Annotated in this window: 18 protein-coding genes; 4 read left to right on the top strand and 14 right to left on the bottom strand. The window is 50.9% G+C overall.

Going from position 1 to position 20767, the window contains the following annotated elements; translation table 11 throughout:
* Nucleotides 1–396: 396 nt before the first annotated feature.
* The gene (locus tag AC0LWT_RS37000; protein WP_474686811.1) at nt 397–6336 is read right to left on the bottom strand and encodes an immunoglobulin domain-containing protein; all 5940 of its coding nucleotides are present in this window, start codon (nt 6334–6336) and stop codon (nt 397–399) included.
* A gap of 440 nt (nt 6337–6776) precedes the next feature.
* Here AC0LWT_RS37000 and AC0LWT_RS37005 point away from each other — a divergent pair, with 440 nt between their 5' ends.
* From AC0LWT_RS37005 to AC0LWT_RS37015, 3 genes are all read left to right on the top strand, one after another.
* Nucleotides 6777–7325: a CcdC protein domain-containing protein gene (locus tag AC0LWT_RS37005; RefSeq protein WP_474686812.1), complete on the top strand. Its 549-nt coding sequence runs from the start codon at nt 6777–6779 to the stop codon at nt 7323–7325.
* A 220-nt stretch (nt 7326–7545) separates the two neighbouring features.
* Entirely contained in the window at nt 7546–8142 is a 597-nt protein-coding gene (locus tag AC0LWT_RS37010; protein WP_474686813.1) for a TetR/AcrR family transcriptional regulator, read from the top strand.
* 503 nt (nt 8143–8645) lie between these two features.
* Nucleotides 8646–9362, top strand: coding sequence for a TRM11 family SAM-dependent methyltransferase (locus AC0LWT_RS37015; protein ID WP_474686845.1), 717 nt, complete (start codon nt 8646–8648; stop codon nt 9360–9362).
* Nucleotides 9363–10141: 779 nt separating this feature from the next.
* Here the strand turns inward: AC0LWT_RS37015 and AC0LWT_RS37020 are convergent.
* The 9 genes from AC0LWT_RS37020 to AC0LWT_RS37060 all read right to left on the bottom strand — a co-directional run bounded on the left by AC0LWT_RS37020 (nt 10142) and on the right by AC0LWT_RS37060 (nt 15400).
* Entirely contained in the window at nt 10142–10501 is a 360-nt protein-coding gene (locus tag AC0LWT_RS37020; protein ID WP_474686814.1) for a GIY-YIG nuclease family protein, read from the bottom strand.
* Nucleotides 10502–10515: 14 nt separating this feature from the next.
* Nucleotides 10516–11556, bottom strand: coding sequence for a vWA domain-containing protein (locus tag AC0LWT_RS37025; RefSeq protein ID WP_474686815.1), 1041 nt, complete (start codon nt 11554–11556; stop codon nt 10516–10518).
* Between the two features lie 53 nt (nt 11557–11609).
* The gene (locus AC0LWT_RS37030; protein WP_474686816.1) at nt 11610–12725 is read right to left on the bottom strand and encodes an AAA family ATPase; all 1116 of its coding nucleotides are present in this window, start codon (nt 12723–12725) and stop codon (nt 11610–11612) included.
* A gap of 17 nt (nt 12726–12742) precedes the next feature.
* Nucleotides 12743–13948 carry an MFS transporter gene (locus tag AC0LWT_RS37035; RefSeq protein WP_474686817.1) on the bottom strand — a complete coding sequence of 402 codons (1206 nt, stop codon included), beginning with the start codon at nt 13946–13948 and terminating at the stop codon, nt 12743–12745.
* Between the two features lies 1 nt (nt 13949).
* The gene (locus AC0LWT_RS37040) at nt 13950–14429 is read right to left on the bottom strand and encodes a DUF6530 family protein (RefSeq protein ID WP_474686818.1); all 480 of its coding nucleotides are present in this window, start codon (nt 14427–14429) and stop codon (nt 13950–13952) included.
* 196 nt (nt 14430–14625) lie between these two features.
* Nucleotides 14626–14757, bottom strand: coding sequence for a hypothetical protein (locus AC0LWT_RS37045; protein ID WP_474686819.1), 132 nt, complete (start codon nt 14755–14757; stop codon nt 14626–14628).
* 129 nt (nt 14758–14886) lie between these two features.
* Nucleotides 14887–15051, bottom strand: coding sequence for a hypothetical protein (locus AC0LWT_RS37050; RefSeq protein ID WP_474686820.1), 165 nt, complete (start codon nt 15049–15051; stop codon nt 14887–14889).
* Nucleotides 15052–15141: 90 nt separating this feature from the next.
* Nucleotides 15142–15309 carry an acyl-CoA thioesterase gene (locus AC0LWT_RS37055; RefSeq protein ID WP_474686821.1) on the bottom strand — a complete coding sequence of 56 codons (168 nt, stop codon included), beginning with the start codon at nt 15307–15309 and terminating at the stop codon, nt 15142–15144.
* Entirely contained in the window at nt 15284–15400 is a 117-nt protein-coding gene (locus AC0LWT_RS37060) for a DUF4362 domain-containing protein (RefSeq protein ID WP_474686822.1), read from the bottom strand. The genes AC0LWT_RS37055 and AC0LWT_RS37060 overlap by 26 nt, the downstream gene beginning before the upstream one ends.
* A gap of 275 nt (nt 15401–15675) precedes the next feature.
* Between AC0LWT_RS37060 and AC0LWT_RS37065 the strand changes: the two genes are divergently transcribed.
* Nucleotides 15676–15939 carry a transposase gene (locus tag AC0LWT_RS37065; RefSeq protein WP_474686847.1) on the top strand — a complete coding sequence of 88 codons (264 nt, stop codon included), beginning with the start codon at nt 15676–15678 and terminating at the stop codon, nt 15937–15939.
* 23 nt (nt 15940–15962) lie between these two features.
* Here AC0LWT_RS37065 and AC0LWT_RS37070 read toward each other — a convergent pair whose 3' ends face one another.
* The 4 genes from AC0LWT_RS37070 to AC0LWT_RS37085 form a co-directional block, all read right to left on the bottom strand.
* Nucleotides 15963–16115, bottom strand: coding sequence for a DUF255 domain-containing protein (locus AC0LWT_RS37070; RefSeq protein WP_474686849.1), 153 nt, complete (start codon nt 16113–16115; stop codon nt 15963–15965).
* Between the two features lie 82 nt (nt 16116–16197).
* Complete coding sequence (locus AC0LWT_RS37075; protein ID WP_474686823.1) at nt 16198–18909, bottom strand: alpha-mannosidase; 2712 nt, start codon at nt 18907–18909, stop codon at nt 16198–16200.
* 37 nt (nt 18910–18946) lie between these two features.
* Complete coding sequence (locus AC0LWT_RS37080; protein ID WP_474686824.1) at nt 18947–19801, bottom strand: carbohydrate ABC transporter permease; 855 nt, start codon at nt 19799–19801, stop codon at nt 18947–18949.
* Between the two features lie 23 nt (nt 19802–19824).
* Nucleotides 19825–20664 carry a carbohydrate ABC transporter permease gene (locus AC0LWT_RS37085; protein ID WP_474686851.1) on the bottom strand — a complete coding sequence of 280 codons (840 nt, stop codon included), beginning with the start codon at nt 20662–20664 and terminating at the stop codon, nt 19825–19827.
* Nucleotides 20665–20767 lie beyond the last annotated feature (103 nt).

The raw sequence follows: 20767 nt of genomic DNA on the forward strand, positions 1-20767 counted from the left end.
CCCATCCATTCAGATATGAAGTTAGGTCTCTTTAGAAACCCCCTAGTTTTGTTGTTCATTTCTGAGCAGGTTGTCTAGGAACAACGCGCACGGGTAGTACCAGCGAAACTGACACCACCCGCAAAGTAAATGGATATTCATGGGATATAAAATACGAACCGCTCGCTAAAAATAAAAACGGCATCTCTGCCGTTTGTGTTAGGTGTTGGTGGAGAATAGGGGGATCGAACCCCTGACCTCATCGCTGCCAGCGATGCGCTCTCCCGCGGTAGTTAGTTTAGCTGCCCCGAAAACCCGGCAAGCAAAATGGTATTTAAAAAACAGGGCTATCCTGCAGCAGCTTTCTCTACTGTTGCGGATAGCCCTTTTACTCTAGTTGTAGGCCGTATAACGGACTTATATCAATTCTGATTTTTGAAGCAGTCTTTGTACAATTGCTGCTACTTCAGCTCTCGTAATAAGCGCTTTTGGATCCAATTCAGCGCCGTTTCTTCCCGATACGATCCCCGCTTGAACACTGTCTGCAATGCTGCTTAGCGCCCAAGCGGATGCATCCAACGCATCTGTGTACGGCTGTAATATTTCGCCTGCCGGTTGGTTAGAAATCTTCGCTTTCAACCCGGTGATCGTCATCGCTTTGGCGATCATCACCATGGCTTGTTCTCTGGTAATGTTATCGTTCGGGCGGAACGTTCCGTCTTCAAACCCATCGATCAGATGGTATGCATATGCTGTATTAATCGCGCTGCTTTGCCAATCTGACGTCTTGACATCCGAGAACGGTGACGTTCCGTTTTCCAGCTTAAGTCCCAATCCACGGACGATAATCGCTGCAAGTTCAGCGCGAGTCATGTCTCGGTCAGGATTAAACATGCCGTTTCCAGTACCATCGACGACCATCCGCGATCCCATGTCGTTCACCGCGGCTTTCGCCCAATGATTGGTTATATCCATAAACTCAAGCGGATGCCAGACAACCGAGTACGTACTGTTGGTCAGGCTGTTGATTTTTGCGTAATACTTGCCATCGATTACAACCACCTTGGTCGGCACGTGGCGAACCGTTCCGTCAGGTTCAACAACAACTCCTGTTGTAATCTTGTTCGGATCAACACCATCCGGAATCGCAATGGTTCGTTCCACGTAGACGTTGAACTTCGATACGTGGACCGTTGCGCCTTCGTATGTGGCTTTAACCGTAAAATCGATTGACGGCGCGACCGGTGTGAATGTTCCTTTGGCTGCCGCGTTTTCCATAACTTTTATTGTATTCGCTGTCGGTGTCGCGATTTCGATCTGTACCTTGATGTCTTGCAGGACTGCAGATCTGCCGATTTGTTTGGCAGCGGCATCTATGTTGATCTGATGGGCTGGCAGCGTATACGTTGCCCGGTCGGTTTTGATCTCTAAGACCGCCTGCTTGTTCTCCATGTTTTTAATCATTTGACCGTTCAATTCACCGACGACTACATCTGACTTCATATTGACCGGAATCGCTACGACCGAATGTTGTCCTTCCAGCGCGAGCTTGTCATTCAGCTTTTTTTCGTCAACCGTAATGGTTATTACGGTTTTCTCGTTTTGTTTGGTTATCGTTGCTGTTGCCGCATTCTCCGCTTTACCGTTGACGAGCACATCCACTCCGGTATTCCCAGTTTCCGTTGTAGAAGGAGCCGCAGGTTCGGTTGTCGTGTTGCCGCTGCCATTGCCGCTGCCATTGTCGCTGCTTAATGGCGCTGCTGGGATAATGGCATTGGATGGGGCAGAAGAGACACTTCTTCCCACACCATTGACTGTCTTTACCGTAAAAGTATAGCTCGTTCCGTTGGTTAAGCCTGTTACGGTAATCGGACCTGCCGTTCCGGTTATGACCGTATTTCCCGGTGAAATCGTTACCTCATACCCCATAATTGGACTTCCGCCATCATCAGTTGGAGCCGTAAATGAAATGGTAGCTCGTCCGTTTCCAGCAACTGCCGTCACATTCGTTGGCGCTACCGGAACAGTTGCAGGAGTTGCGCTGACCTGGTTGGATTCCGCACTCAAACCTCCCAAGCTGCCTGCTTTCACTATAAAGTAGTAGGTAGTTCCGTTGGTCAAGCTTTGGACGTTATAGGTGGAAGAGCTCACTGTCGTAACTGAAGCGTTGCTAAATTGGCCCGAAGCTGTTGACATATACAGGTTGTAGTAGGTCGCTCCCGTTACCGTGCTCCAGTTTAGTGTAACCTGACGATCTCCTCCGTCAGCCACAAGGTTCTGCGGATTCGCAGGAGCATTCTGCAAGTTTACCACCTGAGTCACGGTAAAGGTTGCAGCCGTCATGTGGTCCGCCGTTACTGTGACTGTTGCAGTGTAAGTGCCTGCTGGCAAGCCGTCCTTTACTTTTACCGTAAACGTCGTCGACGTGATTCCGCTGTCCAGTGTCGTCGCTTCCGGCTGCGTCACGACAAAATCATTTGCATGGGTGCCGCTCAAAGCTGCAGCGAGATTCGCCAAATTGCCGGTGCCGGTATTCGTTACACTGATCGTTTTCGTTTCTTGCGTACCCGAGGCGTAGCCTTGAATAAGCGCCGACGCTGTTTGGTTGGCTATTGCGGCAATCGTATAAGTAGGTGCAACGTTCACCGTCACCTTGGCTGCGCTGCTCGTTGCCGTCGCCGTCTTCGTTCCGTTTACACTGTTGTTCGTGTTCGTCACCATAACGTAGTAGTACGTCGTTCCCGCCGTGGTTGTTGGTACGTTATATGTTGCGGTCGTGGCACCGCTGATCAGCGTTCCGCCGCTGTTGCTGTTGATCGCGTTGCTGTACCATTGGTAGCTCGCCGTTCCGCCGTCGCTCACCGTTGCCGTTACGCTCAAAGGCGCGCTGCCACCCACACTCACCATTCGGTCCGCTGGCTGTGTGCCGATGCTCGGCGTTGCCGCATCGGTCAGCGCATTCACCGTCAGGGTTGCCGCGTTGCTTGTCGTATTCCCCGCTGCATTGGTAACCACGACGGTATAACTGCCCGCATCACTCGATTGTGCGTTAGAGATGCTTAGGGTTGCCGCCGTTGCTCCGCTGATGTTCCCGCCGTCTGTCATCGCATTGCCGTCTTTCATCCACTGATAGCTAAGCGGCGTGTCGCCGCCGGCGGTTACATTGAACGTTGCAGTCTGTCCCGCTGTCACTGTCTTGTTACCCGGCTGACTTGTGATCGACGGTGCCACGGGGGCCGGATTGACCGTCAGGGTTGCCGCGTTGCTTGTCGTATTCCCCGCTGCATTGGTAACCACGACGGTATAACTGCCCGCATCACTCGATTGTGCGTTAGTGATGCTTAGGGTTGCCGCCGTTGCTCCGCTGATGTTCCCGCTGTCTGTCAGCGCATTGCCGTCTTTCTTCCACAGGTAGCTAAGCGGCGTGTCGCCGCTGGCGGTTACACTGAACGTTGCAGTCTGCCCTGCTGTCACTGTCTTGTTGCCCGGCTGACTTGTGATCGACGGTGCCACGGGCGCCGGATTGACCGTCAGGGTTGCCGCGTTGCTTGTCGCATTCCCCGCTGCATTGGTAACCACGACGGTATAACTACCCGCATCACTCGATTGTGCGTTAGAGATGCTTAGGGTTGCCGCCGTTGCTCCGCTGATGTTCCCGCCGTCTGTCATCGCATTGCCGTCTTTCATCCACTGATAGCTAAGCGGCGTGTCGCCGCCGGCGGTTACATTGAACGTTGCAGTTTGTCCCGCTGTCACTGTCTTATTACCCGGCTGACTTGTGATCGACGGTGCCACGGGCGCCGGATTGACTGTCTGTGTAATCGTAAATGTCACGTTCGTCATGTTGTCCGCCGATACCGTCACCGTTGCGGTGTACGTGCCTGCTGCCAGGCCATCCTTTGCTTTCAACGTAAACGTCGTCGACGTGGTGCCGCTGTTCAGTGTCGTCGCTCCCGGCTGCGTGATGACAAAATCAGACGCATTTGTTCCGCTTAACGCTGCGGCTACATTGGTCAAATCTCCGGTGCTGGTTTTCGTAATCGTGATCGTTTTCGTGTCCTGAGTGCCCGATCCGTAACCTGCCGTCAGTGCCGTTGCCGTTTGTTCCGCTATCGCTGCTATCGTGTACGTTTGTGCCGCATCGGTCGTGACGCTTATCGTGTTCGAGTTGCCTGCGTTCGCCCCACCGGTAACTACTAACCGGAAATCATACGCGGTGGTCGCGCTCAATCCCGTTACCATAGCGGTCGTCGCATTGGTTGCAATCGCGCCGGTCGTAGCCGTTGTCCACGTATTCGTTCCCGTTGGGGACTGCTCGATGATGATCCCCGTCGCTCCGCTTGCTGCTGTCCAGTTGAACGTTGCCGTTGTGCTCGTCTTCGCTGTGCTTGCAAAGTCAGTGATCGGGGATGCAGGTATTTCCAGCTTCTGAATGCGATGGTTGAAAGTATCGGCCACATACACGTTCCCGCTGCTGTCTACCGCTACTCCATAAGGATTAGTAAACTCGCCCAAGCCGTTTCCTGCGCCGCCGCCGCTCTTTTTCCACTCGCTCCATGTATTCGTCGATATGGTCAGCTTCTGAATGCGATGGTTACCGTAATCGGCCACATACACGTTCCCGCTGCTGTCTACCGCCACTTCATAAGGACTACTAAACTCGCCCAAGCCGTTTCCTGCGCCGCCGCCGCTCTTTTTCCACTCGCCCCATGTATTCGTCGATATGGTCAGCTTCTGAATGCGCTGGTTGCCAACATCACCCACATATACATTCCCGCTGCTGTCTACCGCCACTCCATTAGGAAAATTAAACTCGCCCAAGCCGTTTCCTGCGCCGCCGCCACTCTTTTTCCACTCGCTCCATGTATTCGTCGATATGGTCAGCTTCTGAATGCGATGGTTGTTGGAATCGGCCACGTACACATTCCCGCTGCTGTCTACCGCCACACCATATGGATTATAAAACTCGCCCAAGCCGTTTCCTGAGCCGCCGCCGACCTTTTTCCACTCGCTCCATGTATCCGTCGATATGGTCAGCTTCTGAATGCGCTGGTTGCCGGAATCGGCCACATACACGTTCCCGCTGCTGTCAACCGCCACTCCATAAGGATTAGTAAACTCGCCCAAGCCGCTTCCTGCACCGCCGCCGACCTTTTTCCACTCGCTCCATGTATTCGTCGATATGGTCAGCTTCTGAATGCGATGGTTGCTAACATCGGCCACGTACACATTTCCGCTGCTGTCTACCGCCACTCCTCTTGGAAAAGCAAACTCGCCCGGACTACTCCCGTTAACAGGCCCTATTACACCCCACTGAATCCATGTATTGTTGGCTGCGTTCAGCTTCTGAACGTTATGACTGTCATCGGCCACATATACATTCCCACTGCTGTCTACCGCCACTCCATTTGGACCAAAAAACTCGCCCAAGCCGTTTCCTGAGCCGCCGCCGCTCTTTTTCCACTCGCTCCATGTATTCGTCGATATGGTCAGCTTCTGAATGCGATAGTTGGAACTATCGGCCACATACACGTTCCCGCTGCTGTCTACCGCCACTCCTCTTGGACTAGTAAACTCGCCCAAACCGGTTCCCGCGCCGCCGCCGACCTTTTTCCACTCGCTCCATGTATTCGTGGATATGGTCAGCTTCTGAATGCGCTGGTTGAAAGTATCGCTCACATACACGTTCCCGCTGCTGTCTACCGCCACTCCATTAGGAGAATTAAACTCGCCCAAGCCGCTTCCTGGGGCTGCTCCGGCACCGCTCTTTTTCCACTGGCTCCATGTATTCGTCGATATGGTCAGCTTCTGAATGCGCTGGTTGCTACTATCGGCCACGTACACATTCCCGCTGCTGTCTACCGCTACTCCTCTTGGAAAGTAAAACTCGCCCAAACCAAGTCCATTTAAACCTCCACTCTTCCCCCACTGGCTCCATGTATTCGTCGATATGGTCAGCTTCTGAATGCGATGGTTACCAGTATCGGCCACGTACACATTCCCGTTAAGGTCAACCGTCACTCCAGTTGGACCATTAAACTCACCTAAGCCGCTTCCTGAGCCGCCGCCGACCTTTTTCCACTCACTCCATGTATTCGTCGATATGGTCAGCTTCTGAATGCGATGATTGGAAGTATCGGCCACATACACATTCCCGCTGCTGTCAACCGCCACTCCTTTTGGAGAGGTAAAGCCTCCCGGGTTTGAATTGCTGACCGGCCCAATCCGGCCAAATTGACTCCATGTCTCAGCTGCATATACCGGAATTGCTACAATACTTGTACAGGCAATAAACAGCGCCACGCCCAATATGTACAGCTTCCACAACCATTGTTTGGCTTTTTTTTGATGATTCACAGCTCACGTCTCCTCTTTCGACAAAAATCAGGTTTATTATACAAAAACACAATAAACAGAGAATAAACAGAAAGAGCCCTGGAATCCCGACCGATTCCGAAGGCTCTTCATTCAGCTTGTTTCTATTGCGTCAAACTCACGACAAAATCCCGGATTCGGGGATCGGGCTTCGTTCCTGGCTCTTGGGCTTGGTGAAACGAAACGATGTGTTTTTGCCGGAAGATCTTCTGGTATATATTGATTTGTTGAAAGCAGCTTTGGAAAAATCTGCGCCAAAGGACGTATAAAGCACAGAAGGCAGCCGATCTAAATTTGGTCGGCTGCCTTAATTTATTTAAATAGACACCCCTTGACAAACCGACCAACGGTCTGTATGATAACCATATAAACAAACCGACCGACGGTCTGGACAAAATTATTCAAGAGGAGAAGTGGTGCAAATGACACAACAACAATGGGATTTGATCGGTTATGGCGTATGGGCGTTGATCATCTGGGTGACGCTCAAGCAATTCATCCAGTCCCGCAAAGAAATCAAAGGAAAGGGGCTGAAGCTGCTGCTCGGGGACTGGCTGATGTTCACGTCGCTTCCCTGGATTATCTACTGCGCAGGCACAAGAGCAACGATCGGGCAAATCGGCTGGGCCGTCGGCCTGGGTCTGGCGCTCGCGGTTCCGTATATGTTGACCTCGAAGTTCGAAGTCAAGGCGGACGGCAAAATCTTTTTTAAAACGAACATCCTGTTCTACATTTTCCTGTTCGGGTTTCCTTACGTCCGATACATGGTGCGCGATAACGTGTTCCATAATCATCCGATTTTGACCGCAGCACACCATCCGGACATCGAACTCATGCTGGCTTTGTACATCACCGTGCTGGTTGTCTACACGTTCGCTTGGCGCTTGTACATGTATGCGGCGTATCGCCGAACAGTGAAAAACAGCGCAATGCAGAGCACAGACGCAGAAGCCCGGGCGGCAGCCGTATAAATTTAAAAACAAAGGAGAATTCCCAAGTCGGGCTCATATAGGGCCGGCTGGCCAGAGTATCTGTGGATAACTCTATCTGGTGGGTAGAGGGATCGTGGACGGCTGTGGCCGTTTGGCTGCTTCGGGCCGAATGAAACGCGACCGCGCACAATAGGCGCTTGACCCGGTCATGCGTTAGTATACAATAGAAGAAGCGAATGCCGAGGGAGGTGTCCTGCTGATGACCGCAGATGCTGCGCAGCGAAGCGCAAGCTTTCAGCTTATTTTAGATACGACGGAACAGCTTATCCGGGAAAAAGGATGCCGGCAGACGACGCTCCAGGATATTATCGACCGAACCGGTTTATCCAAAGGGGCGATTTACCATTACGTTTCAGGGAAAGACGAACTGTTCGGTTTGATTTTGAAATCCAAAGTGGAATCGGTCAATGAACGTTTCAAACAAACGGTGGAAGGGACGGTCGGCAAAGATGCGGCCCCGCCGATACAAACGATTACCAAAGGCATGATTGCCAATAGCGATAGTCAGGATGTAACCAATAAAATTTTCACCTATTTGCTTAGCCAGAACGACAATCCGAAGATTGCGGCGGTCATGAGAGAGCTGTTCGACTTCTCCGCGGCGATGGCGCGCAATTGGATCGAGGTCGGGCAAAAAGCGGGCGCGATCCCGGAAGGAGTGGACGCGGCGCATGCGGCGGCGATGTTCATGGCTTTCGGCTACGGCCTGCGCGTGCAAAACGTCATCGCCAAGGATTCCGAGTATGCGCTGCGGGAGGAAGACGTGTTCCGGTTTATTTTCCGCTCGCTCCAGTAATACAGAAACTAAGCCGCCGTCTGGACGGTCTGCTATCGCAGGCATGCAAGACGCCGAATGGAGCGGCTGCGGACGAAGAACTGAGGGGTCTGTCCGATGAAGCGCGCAGAAGGTAAAAACACAAAAGTAACTCCGTCTGGCAGACTCCTAGGAAGGACTAAGGAAGCGTGGAATATGTGTATGTATTCGCCTGCCATGAAGATGAGCAGGCTTTGTGTGAATTGGAGCTGCGCACCCTGCTGGGTGCAGCGCCGGAACCCGGCGCGCGCTGGCTGCGAAGCGCGCGTCGGATCGAGCCGAGCCGCAGCCCGTTCCTGAAGCTGCGGCTCGACGTGCAGTTGGCGGCCGGCAGCTTGCAGGAGCTGGCCGCGCTGGCGCAGACGTTGACCGTCACGGGGTCAACGTTCAAAGTTGTGTTCGCGGAGACGGACGCTGCGGTCAGCTATGACCGCCAGCGGGAGATCGAACGCGAACTGGGCCGGCATCTCCGCGGCAGGGCGGAGATGCGGCGGCCGGAGCAGCGCTTCGCCGTGACGGCGCTGCAGGGCCGGTGGCTGCTGGGCAGCTGCTCCTACGGCGAAGCCGTATGGCTGCGGCATCAGCAGAAGCCGCAGAACTACTCCACCGCCCTGAGCACCCGCGTCGCGCGGGCGGTGGTGAACATCGCCGTGCCCGAGATTGCGGGCACGCGGGCGCTTGACCCGTGCTGCGGCATCGGCACGGTCCTGATCGAGGCGATGTCGATGGGGATCGACATCGCCGGCTGCGACGCGAACCCGCTGGCCGTGCGCGGCGCGCGGGCGAACCTGGCCCACTTCGGCATGCCGAACGTGGTGAGCCTCGCCGACATGCGGACATTGACGGGCCGCTGCGATGCCCTCATCCTCGACATGCCGTACAACCTGTGCTCGAAGNGCGCGCGGGCGAACCTGGCCCACTTCGGCATGCCGAACGTGGTGAGCCTCGCCGACATGCGGACATTGACGGGCCGCTGCGATGCCCTCATCCTCGACATGCCGTACAACCTGTGCTCGAAGCTGCCGGAAGACGAGCAGCTTCAAATGCTCCAAAGCGCCCGCCGCCTTGCAGACAGGGCGGTCATCATCACGACCGAGCCCGTCGACGCGGCCGTGGAACAAGCGGGCTTCCGCATCGCGGACCGCTGCATCGTACGGAAGGGCCGGTTCAGCCGTCACGTTATAGTGGCCGAATCCTCTTAGTAGCAGTCCGGCAGGCGGAGTTACTTTTGTGCGTTCGTTGATACAGTTACGGGCTAGGGAAGTACCGGGGAGCGTAGTGGTTATTCCCCAGCCCTCGCTTCTCCAGTACGGTTTGCGTAGCTTAAGAGGGACTCGCCCCTCCAGTACAGGTTGCGTAGCTTAAGAGGGACTCGCCTCTCCAGTACAGGTTGCGTAGCTGAAGAAGGACTCGCCTCTCCTGCACAGGTTGTGGAGCTGAAGTGAAGGGGGACAAGACGGCCTGACAGGGAAAAAACCTGCGAAAGTGCAGTTTTTTTTCATGGAAATGGTTCGTTTTGGCGAAAAACCTGCAATTGTGCAGGAATTTTCGGTGAAATTGAGCCTGAGCCCATGTTCGCGGCGAAAAGCCTGCACAATTGCAGGAATTTCTCGTGGCAAGCGTATCAACCGAGCAAAAACTGTACATTTGCAGGTTTTTTCCGTATTTCCAGTAGATTTGCTGCTTTCCAGCGTGTGTGCGGGTTCATCGGACAGACCTCTAGCCGCCGGGGAGGGTTACCTGGGAGCTTGCCTTGGGTCTACTTAGGTGTTGCCCTAGGGTGCTACCCGGGGGTTGCCTTGTGCTTCCCTGAGGTGCTGCCTAGGAGCTACCATGGAGCCGCTTAGGTGCTGCCCTGAGGGCTACCAAGGAGTAGCCTTGGGTGCGTCTAGGTGTCCCTGGGTGTTGCCCCGGTGTGCTCTGCCCTGGGAGCCCCCTTGGGACCCGCCAGGCTGCCGTCTCCCCGCCTGTGCCGCGAGGGTCAATCCCTCGGCGGCCTGTTGTAGCCCTTCTCTCCGTAGGGCTGTAATTTTTCCAGCCATGGCTTTAGTATTTTTTTCAGCTCCCAGCGCATGTCTGTAATTTCGTCGGCTTCTTTTTGCTGCAGCACTTCGTAGGTGAATGCCGAGGCGCCTAATTCCTTCCAGTCCTTTTGCAGTTGTAAGTTGGCGAATCTCCCCATGTCCAGTTGGCTTTGGATCATGATCCATTTGTTTTTCAGATTGGGATAGCTGTCTATGAAAATTTTGCCGTTAGTGTTGTTCGTTATTTGGATTACACCCATGTAAGTCTTGATTTGTTTGTATTCCTCTTGCAGTTCCTTGCGTCTGCTCTTGTCCATATATGTTTCTCCTCTCACAAATACCGGGCGATAATGCGAACCAATTTAGCCGGGAACTCATGCAGATCGGTAATATCCAAAAACCGCTCATTCCCATAGATGTGCTGAATCACATCTTTGTCCTGGCCGATTGCGGCTGCCAGAAAGGCAATTCCTTTCCGTTCGTACGCGGCTATCGTTTGCTGCATGTCCCGGATCGCATAATTTCCGGTGTAATCTTCCATTGCTTTGGGCTGCCCGTCGCTGATGCTAATCAGCAGCTTGGTCTTTTGCGGCGCGGCCGCCAGCCGTTCGGCAATAATGCGCAGAGCCATTCCGTCGCGATTATTGCTTCTGGCGCGAATCCCCATGAGCCTGAATCGGTCGTTGGGGTCCGGTTTATCCATATCGGAATAGGCAAAGACCGACATTTGCTCCATTTTGGAGACATCCGCAGTATCGCCGTAAATCAATACGGGAATATGACAGTATTGACAAAATTCATATACCGCGATCACCGCGCGTTTGGCCGCTTCCAATCTCCCGAAAGCCGACATCGACGCCGATTCGTCGACCCTTAGACCGACCGCAAGGGAAGGGGATTCGGTTGGCGGACGTTTCTTGGCAAAATACCTGAAATCCCGGTAAGCGATGCTGTCCGCTTGAAATTTGCTGCCATAGTAATGATTTCTCGCGAACTCGGACGATACCTCATGTTCCAACAGCGGAAGCGTCTTTCTGGCGATTTCCCGCACGACAGGCATAAGCCCTTTGCTTAGACCGGCATATTCGTGCTGGTTTTCCAAAACGTAGTCCGGGCGGTGGACGATGAGCCTGACATGGCCGTGAATCGAATCGGATACAACTTCCCTCGCGTCCCGATTCAGTTTTTTGCGGAAATCGCGCTCTTTTTGTACCGCATCCTCTGACATGGCTTCAGGATTTGCCTGGTGATAAATGGGGGAGCCGTTCTCTCCCAAATCCGAACTTTCCGTATCGGAGGAATGCTCGGAACCGTCGGATGAACTTTCGTCGCTGTCAGCGGATTTTTTTAAGGCGATGCCGTCTTCTTCCAAATCGTTGCCGCGGTCAAAATCGGCACTGTCTATATTTCCCCACGTCCTGATCTCTACTGCGTCAAAATGCCGTTTTTTTTTACTTCCATCCCGACTTCATCAAGGCTCGCCAACAAACCGCTGCTTGTAAGCGCATTTTCCAAAATTTCGATTTCCTCGGAATCGGTAGTTATCTTGTATATGACTTTATGATACAGGGATTCCCTGACAGGAGCGCCCTCGGCGACGGCATCCGCCCAGTAGAAGTAGGAGCGCATTCCGGCTACGCCTTTGATCGCATGGGCCCGGGCCGTTTTGTCCAAAACAATAATGATATCCGCCAGAACACCCAGCACCTTGTCGGCCGTATAACCGGTTTTGGCGATGGCGCGTTCTATCATGACTTCTTTCGTCGGCAAGTCCATCTTCTCGGTATGCTGGACTCTGTCGCGCAGCGCTTCGTTGAGCGGTCTGGACCCCGCATAACTGCGGTTTGTCGTGATGACCGCGATGAAGTCCGGATGTCTGCGCACGATTTCCGTAGGCAGATTAATGCTGCCATCCGGCTCCAAGGCGGAATTTAACGCCATTAACACCGCGGCATCGCGAATAACGGTCGGTTCTTGTATTTCCAGGAGATAACCTTTCTGGTAGGCTCTGACGATCTCGGATGGGTAAAAACGATACTCAACCGCTTCGCCCCCGGTGTTTTCGGCGGCCAGCTTCATCAACCGCTTCATTTTTAAAGCGGCTTGTTCCCGGGTGACCCCCAGAATGTCCATCAAAATTTCAGCCGCGCTTTGAAAACCGTCGCTTTCGTACAATGCCTTCAAAACGGTTTGTTCCGCAGGCTCAAACTTCTCCAGCCGCTCGTGCGAAATCACTGGCAAAATAGCGCCAATCACGTCCGATTTATCCATATCGGCAAAACAGGTCACTTTCGTATAAGGCAGCCCGAAATTAGCCGACAACGCCTTGGCGAGCTGCGTTTTACCGGAGCCGGCGTCGCCCTCTAGCAAAATATTGGCGATTTTCATTTCGCCGCGATGCCAGTTGCGCTGTATTTCGTTGCAAATACGCCGTTCTTCTTCGCTGACTTTATGAGATGCCGGCTTTTTCCAGACAAGCCCTTTTTCCGCGTCCGTCAATTGTCTTGCAGGCGACAAATAACAGGGTTCATGGTCATTCATAACACTTCTCCTTTCCGTCATAATGCCGGGCCCCTCGCAGCTTCGCTTTTTTTCCGGGCAACAAGAGGGAGCAGCAGCATCGCACCGACAACAATCAAACCGCCGCTGATCACATATACCGTGAGCAGGGAGAACGCATCCTTCAGATAACCGGATAAAAACATGCCGATCACCATCATTCCCATAAAAACCGGAGTGATCGCTCCCGATACCCGGCCCATAAGAGCTCCTTCCGTATTCCGCACAAGCAGCGTCTGGATTCCGCCTTGAATGCAAGGGTAAAACAACCCGCTGATCACTAAAAGGACAATGGTCAGCCAAACCATCGTAGACGCGCCAATTCCGATCGTACAGACGGCGGTGACAAGCAAGCCTGTCATGAGCAGCAGCTGCGGCTTCACCTTTTTGGCAATCCCCATTATGGCGGCTCCGCCTACTAACATAGCTGCCCCATTAGTCATAACCGCCCACTGCAGAAATTGTTTGCTCTGCCCCAGCTTCTCGATGACAATGAAAATCTGGAGCGGCTGAGTAATTCCCGAGGCCAATCCGACAGCCGCGAGAGTCAAGCTGAGCGTTCTCAAGGATCGATTGGAACCGATATAGCGCAACCCGGCCATCAATTCCTTCATGAAGCTGCCGGCACCGGACTTCGGTTCCGCCTCGTCGCGGGGAAGCGTCGATAATACAAGAGAGGACCCCAGGAACAGAACTGCCGTCAGGACGAGCGGAATTTTAATACCAAACTGTATGAAAATAAACGTGCCGATGACCGGGCCTAAAACCATAAAGACAGCGACAAGAGTTTGGGACATCGCCATCACGCCTTGCAGTTGTTCCCCTGGCACATGCCGTTTGTACAGTTTCATGGCCGAAGGCTGAGAAAATTGAGACAGGCTGGCGGAAACAAACGATCCGACGAGCAGCGCGATCCATCCGCCGTTCATGACGGCAAGCAGCACAGCCACAACGGACAAGGCGGACAGCAGATCGCTCCAAACCATCGTCCGCTTCGGCCGCCATCGGTCGGCAAAGGTTCCGCCGATAAGGGCGAATAGAAAGATCGGCGCGAATTCCGCAACCGAAATTAGCGATACGTAAACCGGATTATTATTCGTTAAATCGGTAACATAAAGAAGGACGGCATAATTCCGAATCCAAACCCCCAGCTGCAGCAGCACCCGGGAGAGGATAATAGTTCGAACATAACGATTGGAAAACACGTTAATACCCCATATCTTTTAAAATTTTTGATAATGTGCGCAGACGTTCGCTGATCATCTCATCGTCGTCGCTCAGAGCTTGGCCGAACAGCTTAATATCTTCATTGATTCTCTCATTGTCCGTACATATCGCCACGGTCATGGCATCCCCCTGTAGGCCAACCCGGTCGATGACGGGCTCATTCGGATCATATAAATGTTCATATCTGTATGCTTCGCGAAAATGCTCCAAGGACCGGCAAATCAGAATGGACAAATCAAGAACGCGATGGAGAGGAAGCTCCTCCGATTGCCTTGACCATTTTTCTCCTGTGTATCTCCATACCTTGGCGGAAATATCGACCTTTCCTCTGTCATTCCATTGGGCGAGTCCTAAAGAGAGGCCCTTAGCATCCGTGTTTTGGGCAAGTCGGCCGTCAACCCGCTCATAATTTTCCGACACGACAACAGGCTTATGTTTTAAAGTAGTTGGTATTTTCATTTTCTTTTCCTCTTTTCGTTTACTAAATTAGTAATTTACTAAATTACTAGCTCATTATATCTTTCATCTTTCCGGACGTCAATCCGATAATTGCCCTGGGCAGAGGGGAAATCCAAATTTTTACACAAAAAACAAATAAAAAACCGGCTAGCCTTTGACGTACAGGAAACCGGTTTTGTCGTATATGATGGTTTTGTTAAATGACCAGCGCTTTGATTCGCTGCTCCGCCGCGTGCGACGGCAGACTCGTCACAACCGGATAAGAAAGCTTCAGCCTGGGGCGCTGTACTTTGCGGGTTTGTATGCTAACGGGCTCCAGTCCGTTCATTAGTTCATCCATCCCTGCTTTTTTAACCAATTTATTCGGGGAATGGGCGAGTGGTTCGATCCTGATGCCGCCGGAAAAACAAAAGCCGCAGAGAACGCACCCGGCGCTTCTGCGGTTTCTGGCCCTGCTTTATTGTTCCGTGTCGGTAGTTTCTTCGGCGGAGGAAACGGCCCCGGTCGTCTCCTGCAGTTCGGAGGACAGCTGCTCTACCTGCTGTTTGGATTTGCTGTCATCCGCATTGGCCTCGGCGGCGTTTAATCCATGATTGACCACATCGTTGTTATTGGTTGTCATAGTGTATTCACCTCCTCGTTCAAGCACAATCCAAGTATCCCTCAAATGGAAAAATTTTATTCAGGAAACATGAATTTTCCATATTCCTGTTTAGGCAAACCATTTGCGCAGCTCATCGGGCACTTCGCGGCTCTTGCGAGTGGTACTGTCCATCGTCACACTGGTGACGAGCGCATCGGAACAAATTTGGCCTTGCCCGTTCACGATCGTCTGCTTCAGCACATAGCTGGTTCTATTGAATGATCCTGATTTTATCACTAGAATTACTCTGGGTATTGGCTAAAAATTCAGAAAATCTATCAAAGTTATCTGCGCTATTGTGCAAATAAATAATATCTTTTTCTTGCAATATTTCATTTGTTGAATTTGTACAGGATGTTATAATCCAGATTTGCGGGAGCAGTAGTAGTAAAAAATAAAAAAACTCATATGATTCTCACCTCGTATTTGTGAAATTTATTTCTCACGGTCAAAATGATAAGTGTATCTCACTTTACGATAAATTATATCAAAGGATCAAGGTTGATCTCGTAAATGGTACTTCCACTTGTTGCATAAAGCCTTCCAGTATAAGATGTAGCACTTTCAAATTGGACGCTTCCGCATATTTTAGCGGATGTTTATCTGCGGGAATGGATCGGCTGGGCGACCCGCTCAAAGCTTGCGCCCATGGTCTGTTTGGCCAAGACGATTAAACAGCATGAGGAGGGCATTTTACGGTGGTTCCACAGCCGGATGACGAACGGTTTGCTCGAAGGTATTAATGGACTCGTTCAAGCAGCCAAACGAAAAGCTCGCGGTTACAGAAACGTTCAAAATTTAATTGCCATGGTCTACATGACCGCTAACAAACTCCGGATTCCAGCGCTCTCAGCACGCAGGTCCTAAATCCGTCTTTAACCGTTTCCCTTTTATGTAAAATTCAATAGCCACTCGTCTTCCCCGAATATCAATTTCATAGTAAACAAGAAAATAAGCTTATTTTCTCGTTTTGCTTTGTCGAATGCTTCTTGGCTCCAAGGGTTGTGAGCATATTGCAGCAGGTAAGGCGATTTCTCGGCGATTAATCTATTGGGTGATCAATAAGTGTCACATAGGAAAAGCCGCCTACCTCATTCAAAGGTAAAGCGGCTTATATGGTAATATTTATGTTGACAAACTAATAATCGTAAATATTTCGTGAGGCTTTAGGATCAAAGAATCCTCCAGATTAACAGGTTCATGAATCTCCTCCAACACATTACTGCGATGCCAACCGTATTCACCATGTGCATACGAAACGTCCAACGCCTTTTCTTGATTCGACAAATTGTACCAGCGCAGGACAAGACCATTGCCCTGCTCATTTACCTTCAAAGCAGATAAAGCAACACCTTCTCCAGACCAGCGTACAAAGGCATATTCTGCTGGCAGCTTGCCGGCTTGCAAGGGAACCTGTCTGGTTGTCCACGGTATTTGCTCCTGATAAGCGAGTTGGAAGGATGTAAGCATCTCCTCTTGATCATGGAGAATAAGCGTGTAATCGAACTGATGCTCACCTAGACACTGAGCCTCGGGTGTTGGGAATACCCCCCAGTCCCCTAGTTCGCCTACGGCCCGCAGTAAAGTAACAGCAATGGTATTGCGCCCGTCTCTAACAATTTCATATTCATTCAAGCCTTGATTCGCAATTGTCAGGCCTCCTGACGAGTCGCTGATGTTTACGAAAGCTTGCTGATGCTGGCAATTACTCGGATTCGTCCACTCCCGTTCAGGAAGGTTGTCCCGCACAGCCACCTCGAACACAGAGTCCGCACGATGGATCGGTGTATCGATATCCGTCGGGAATAACACGCGAATCCTATGATCCTTAGCCTGATTGTTCAGCGTCGTACGGATTCTTAATGGAGCATCTCCTCGTTCAAGTGTTAAGCGGGTTGTCACTTTTAAGGTAACCAGTTCTGGGCCGCGTCCTGCCTTACGCTCCAAAAACGGCACAAATTCATTCATTTCTCTCTCCAGAGTCTCATCCGCACTCGCAGGAACGAGCCACTCATGCACCCATTCATACACGGTATGGAAATCGGTCTGTTCCTTTAATTCAATCTTGGCGGCAAGACCACGCGTACTAAGCCCGTGGTCACCCTCAGCCTGGCGGAATATATATTCATTACCGATATCGCCAACATTTTCATAGGCGCCTAAACCTCTATATAGCTTTCCACTGCGCTTGTCTTGAACATCATACGTGCCGTCTTCTTGGATTGATACGCGCAAGCGGTCATTTTCTAATATGCCATCCGTAATCGATTCGCTTGTGATTATAGAAATCGGCGCTTGTCCGCGAGCCCAGGCATACGTTTTGTAACCAAGTGCAGGTACAGACTCTGCATAAAACGTTAACCTGATCCTTCTAGTCATGTAAGCTTTTCGGAATGTGTCTTTAGGCAGCTCATAGTGGAAAACAACGCCTAAATCCTCAACCTTGGCAGAAACCGGTTGGCCCGCAGCATTGATAAGTTGGCAGCCATCGATTTCTACGGCATGGAGTTCCTTCACAAGCTGCGCCTGCTGACCATCATAGTTCAGACGAAGTCTGGCAATCTCAACATCTATCGTTACAACGCCTGAACGATCCCACCCTGATGTATTGAAGAGGGTTAGAGGAATCGCCTGCGGATCATGCTTACTAAATGCTGTTGTGGTATCGATATGAGAAGCGATATAGTGCAAACTATCGTTCGCTATGTCCTCAGCTAACCGGTAGCTCTTGGCGAAACGAGTCATCATTTCCCGATGCACCTCATCCACACTGCATCCACAAATGCTGTCGTGGGGATGATTCTGCATCAATGTTTTCCATGTAAAGGTGAGCTGTTGCTGAGGATAAGGCTGACCGAGTACATGAGCGAGCACAGCCAAAGGCTCCGCGACTTTCTCTAATATCGTCTGACAGCGTTGATTCTCCTGTTTGATATAGATACGAGCAGAAGCCGTATTCACCAGTGTAAACCATCCATCTGTTCGTTGGCTCCTTAACTCGCCGTGAATCGTAGATATTTGTTCTGGCAATTGCTCCTTCACACTACGAATATAGTCTGGGAAATTAGAATGAATGAATTCAACCTGCGGGTGAAGCCTTCTGGCGGTTTGGAGGGCTTTCGTAATGTCTGCTTGCACGGGCTGGTGATCGCACCCGTTCATCAATAATAACTGCCTCGTAGAAGCGAAGTTATTCGCTTCCTCTATTCGCTGCTGCCAATACGAGACAGCTGCTTGCTCATCTGTCGGGATTTCCATTCCATTGCAATACCAATTGGCAAACAAAATGCCCAATACCGTTGAACCATCCGGCCCTTGCCAATGCATTTCAGAGAACGCAGATTCATAGTGACCGAGAGCTTCATTATTGAAGCCCACCGGCTTGACACCTCTGCCGAATACAGCCGTATCGATGCCCGCCTGGCGCAAAATTTGCGGTGCTTGCCCCATATTGCCAAACGAATCCGGGAAATAGCCTACCTTACATACAGCACCGTATTTGGCTGCATCCTGATGTCCGATCAGCAGGTTGCGAATATTCGATTCACTGCTGGTCAGAAATTCATCCTGCAAAATATACCAAGGACCTACATGCAGCTTGCCCTCTTGAACAAGTCTGCTTACTTGCTCCCGACGATCGGGTCTTACTTCCAGATAATCGTCTAATACGATCGTCTGCCCATCGAGATGAAAACTGCGAAATTCCAGATCCTTTTCGAACAGATCTATCAATTCGTCCATCAATTGAATCAGCTTCATACGATGATTTTCAAAAGGCATATACCACTCTCGATCCCAATGAGAATGTGAAACGATATGCACCGTCTGTTTTGACATGTAAGCCACTCCTATCCTTGAAGCTATTTCTAAATCCTCAACCTTTACTTGCTCCGCCGAAGCTGAAGCCTTGCGACATGAATCGTTGACCCAAAATATAGAGCAGGATCGCAGGAATCGTATAGATCACAGAGAAAGCCGCCAGTTTCCCATATTGTACAATGCCGTTTTGTCCAAAATATTGATAGATTGTAACCGCCGCGGGCAGTTTCTCTGGACTTTGCAATAGAATGAACGGCACCAAAAAGTTACCCCAGCTTCCTGAAAAAGCAAAGATGCCAATCGTCAAAATACCTGGAAGCATCAGTGGCATAACGACCATTCTGAAGGAGGTCCAAATCGAAGCGCCGTCTACCCACGCTGCTTCTTCCAATTCGATTGGAACCGAGTCCATGAAATTTTTCATCATCCAAATCGAATAAGGCAATGCAGATGCCGTCAAGAACAGAATCGTGAAAAATAACGAATCCTGCAGTTGCAGATAAAGAAAGAATTGGTACACCGGAACCATTACTGCTGTAATCGGCAGACCTGTCGAGAATAAAATGACATACATGAACGGTCGCTTGTAACGCAACTGGTATCTGGACAACGGATAAGAAGCAAGTCCGGCCACAATGACAACCAGAAGTGCCTGCCCTACCGCCAGCAATAGACCATTCGCAAAGGAACGCTGATTACTTGAGCTTGCTGCCGTCATCACATAATTATTCATTGTAAGGTGATCGGGAAATTTCAATGATAATGTCGCATTGGCATCAAAAGAAGCGAGCACCAACCATAACAACGGAATGAAAAACAGCAACCCGATCAACGTAAGTATCACATAAGGCAACGTTCTTCTAACGAAAAAACGATTCATTTTATTGGGCTTCCTAGATTGAGAATTCATCCCTTAACCTCCTTGTTTGTAGGTTAAATCTTTACCTTAAGTGCGCGCATATAAACCAGACTTGCAATAATACCGATCAATAACAGCATGAGCGAAATTGCCGTCCCGTAACCTAACTGATAATTTACGAAGGCCTGATGATACATGTATACGGGAAGCGTTTCCGTTGCATTGCCTGGTCCTCCGCCTGTCAATGCATAGATCAATGTAAAGGAACCAAGCGTCTGCAAGGTAACCAACACCATATTCGTGACCACAGAAGGCATAATCATGGGAATCGTAATGCGGAATAAACGCTGAAAAGCACTTGCACCGTCGATCATCGCTGATTCTTCAACTTCTTTGGGAACATCGCCAAGTGCAGCCTGGAAGACCATCATCGAGAAGGCTGTTCCATGCCAAATATTTGCGATAATGACAGACACCATTGGAAAAGTGAACAGCCATGCCACAGGTGACAGACCTAAACCCTCTAAAAACGTATTTACGGTCCCCGTATCATTCAGAAAAGCGAACCACACGAAAGCACATACAACTTCTGGAGCTACCCATCCTGCAATAACAATGGCTCCTATCGTGCTGCGAAAGCCGCGGCTGCGTCCATTCATTAAAATAGCGATCAAAAATCCCATGACCTGCTGACCGATTACTGCTGAAAATATAAGAAAAACGATCGTGTTCCACGCAGATGTGCGAAACCCTGGGTCATTGAACATATACGTAAAGTTTTTAAAGCCGACAAATTGAGCCTGCGCTGCGGCTGCACCTGTTAAGGACATATTTGTGAAAGCAAAATAAAACGTTAAAATGGTAGGGAGGAAAAAAAATACTAACAATAGCAACCAACTCGGCGATAAAAACATAATAGCCCGCAGTTGCTCATTGCCGCCAATTTTATTTCGCCTCTTCCCGGGGGCTTGCTGATCAAATACTGACATCCTGAGTCCTCCTGACTGATGAGTGAAG

This window comes from Paenibacillus sp. sgz302164 (assembly GCF_056120505.1).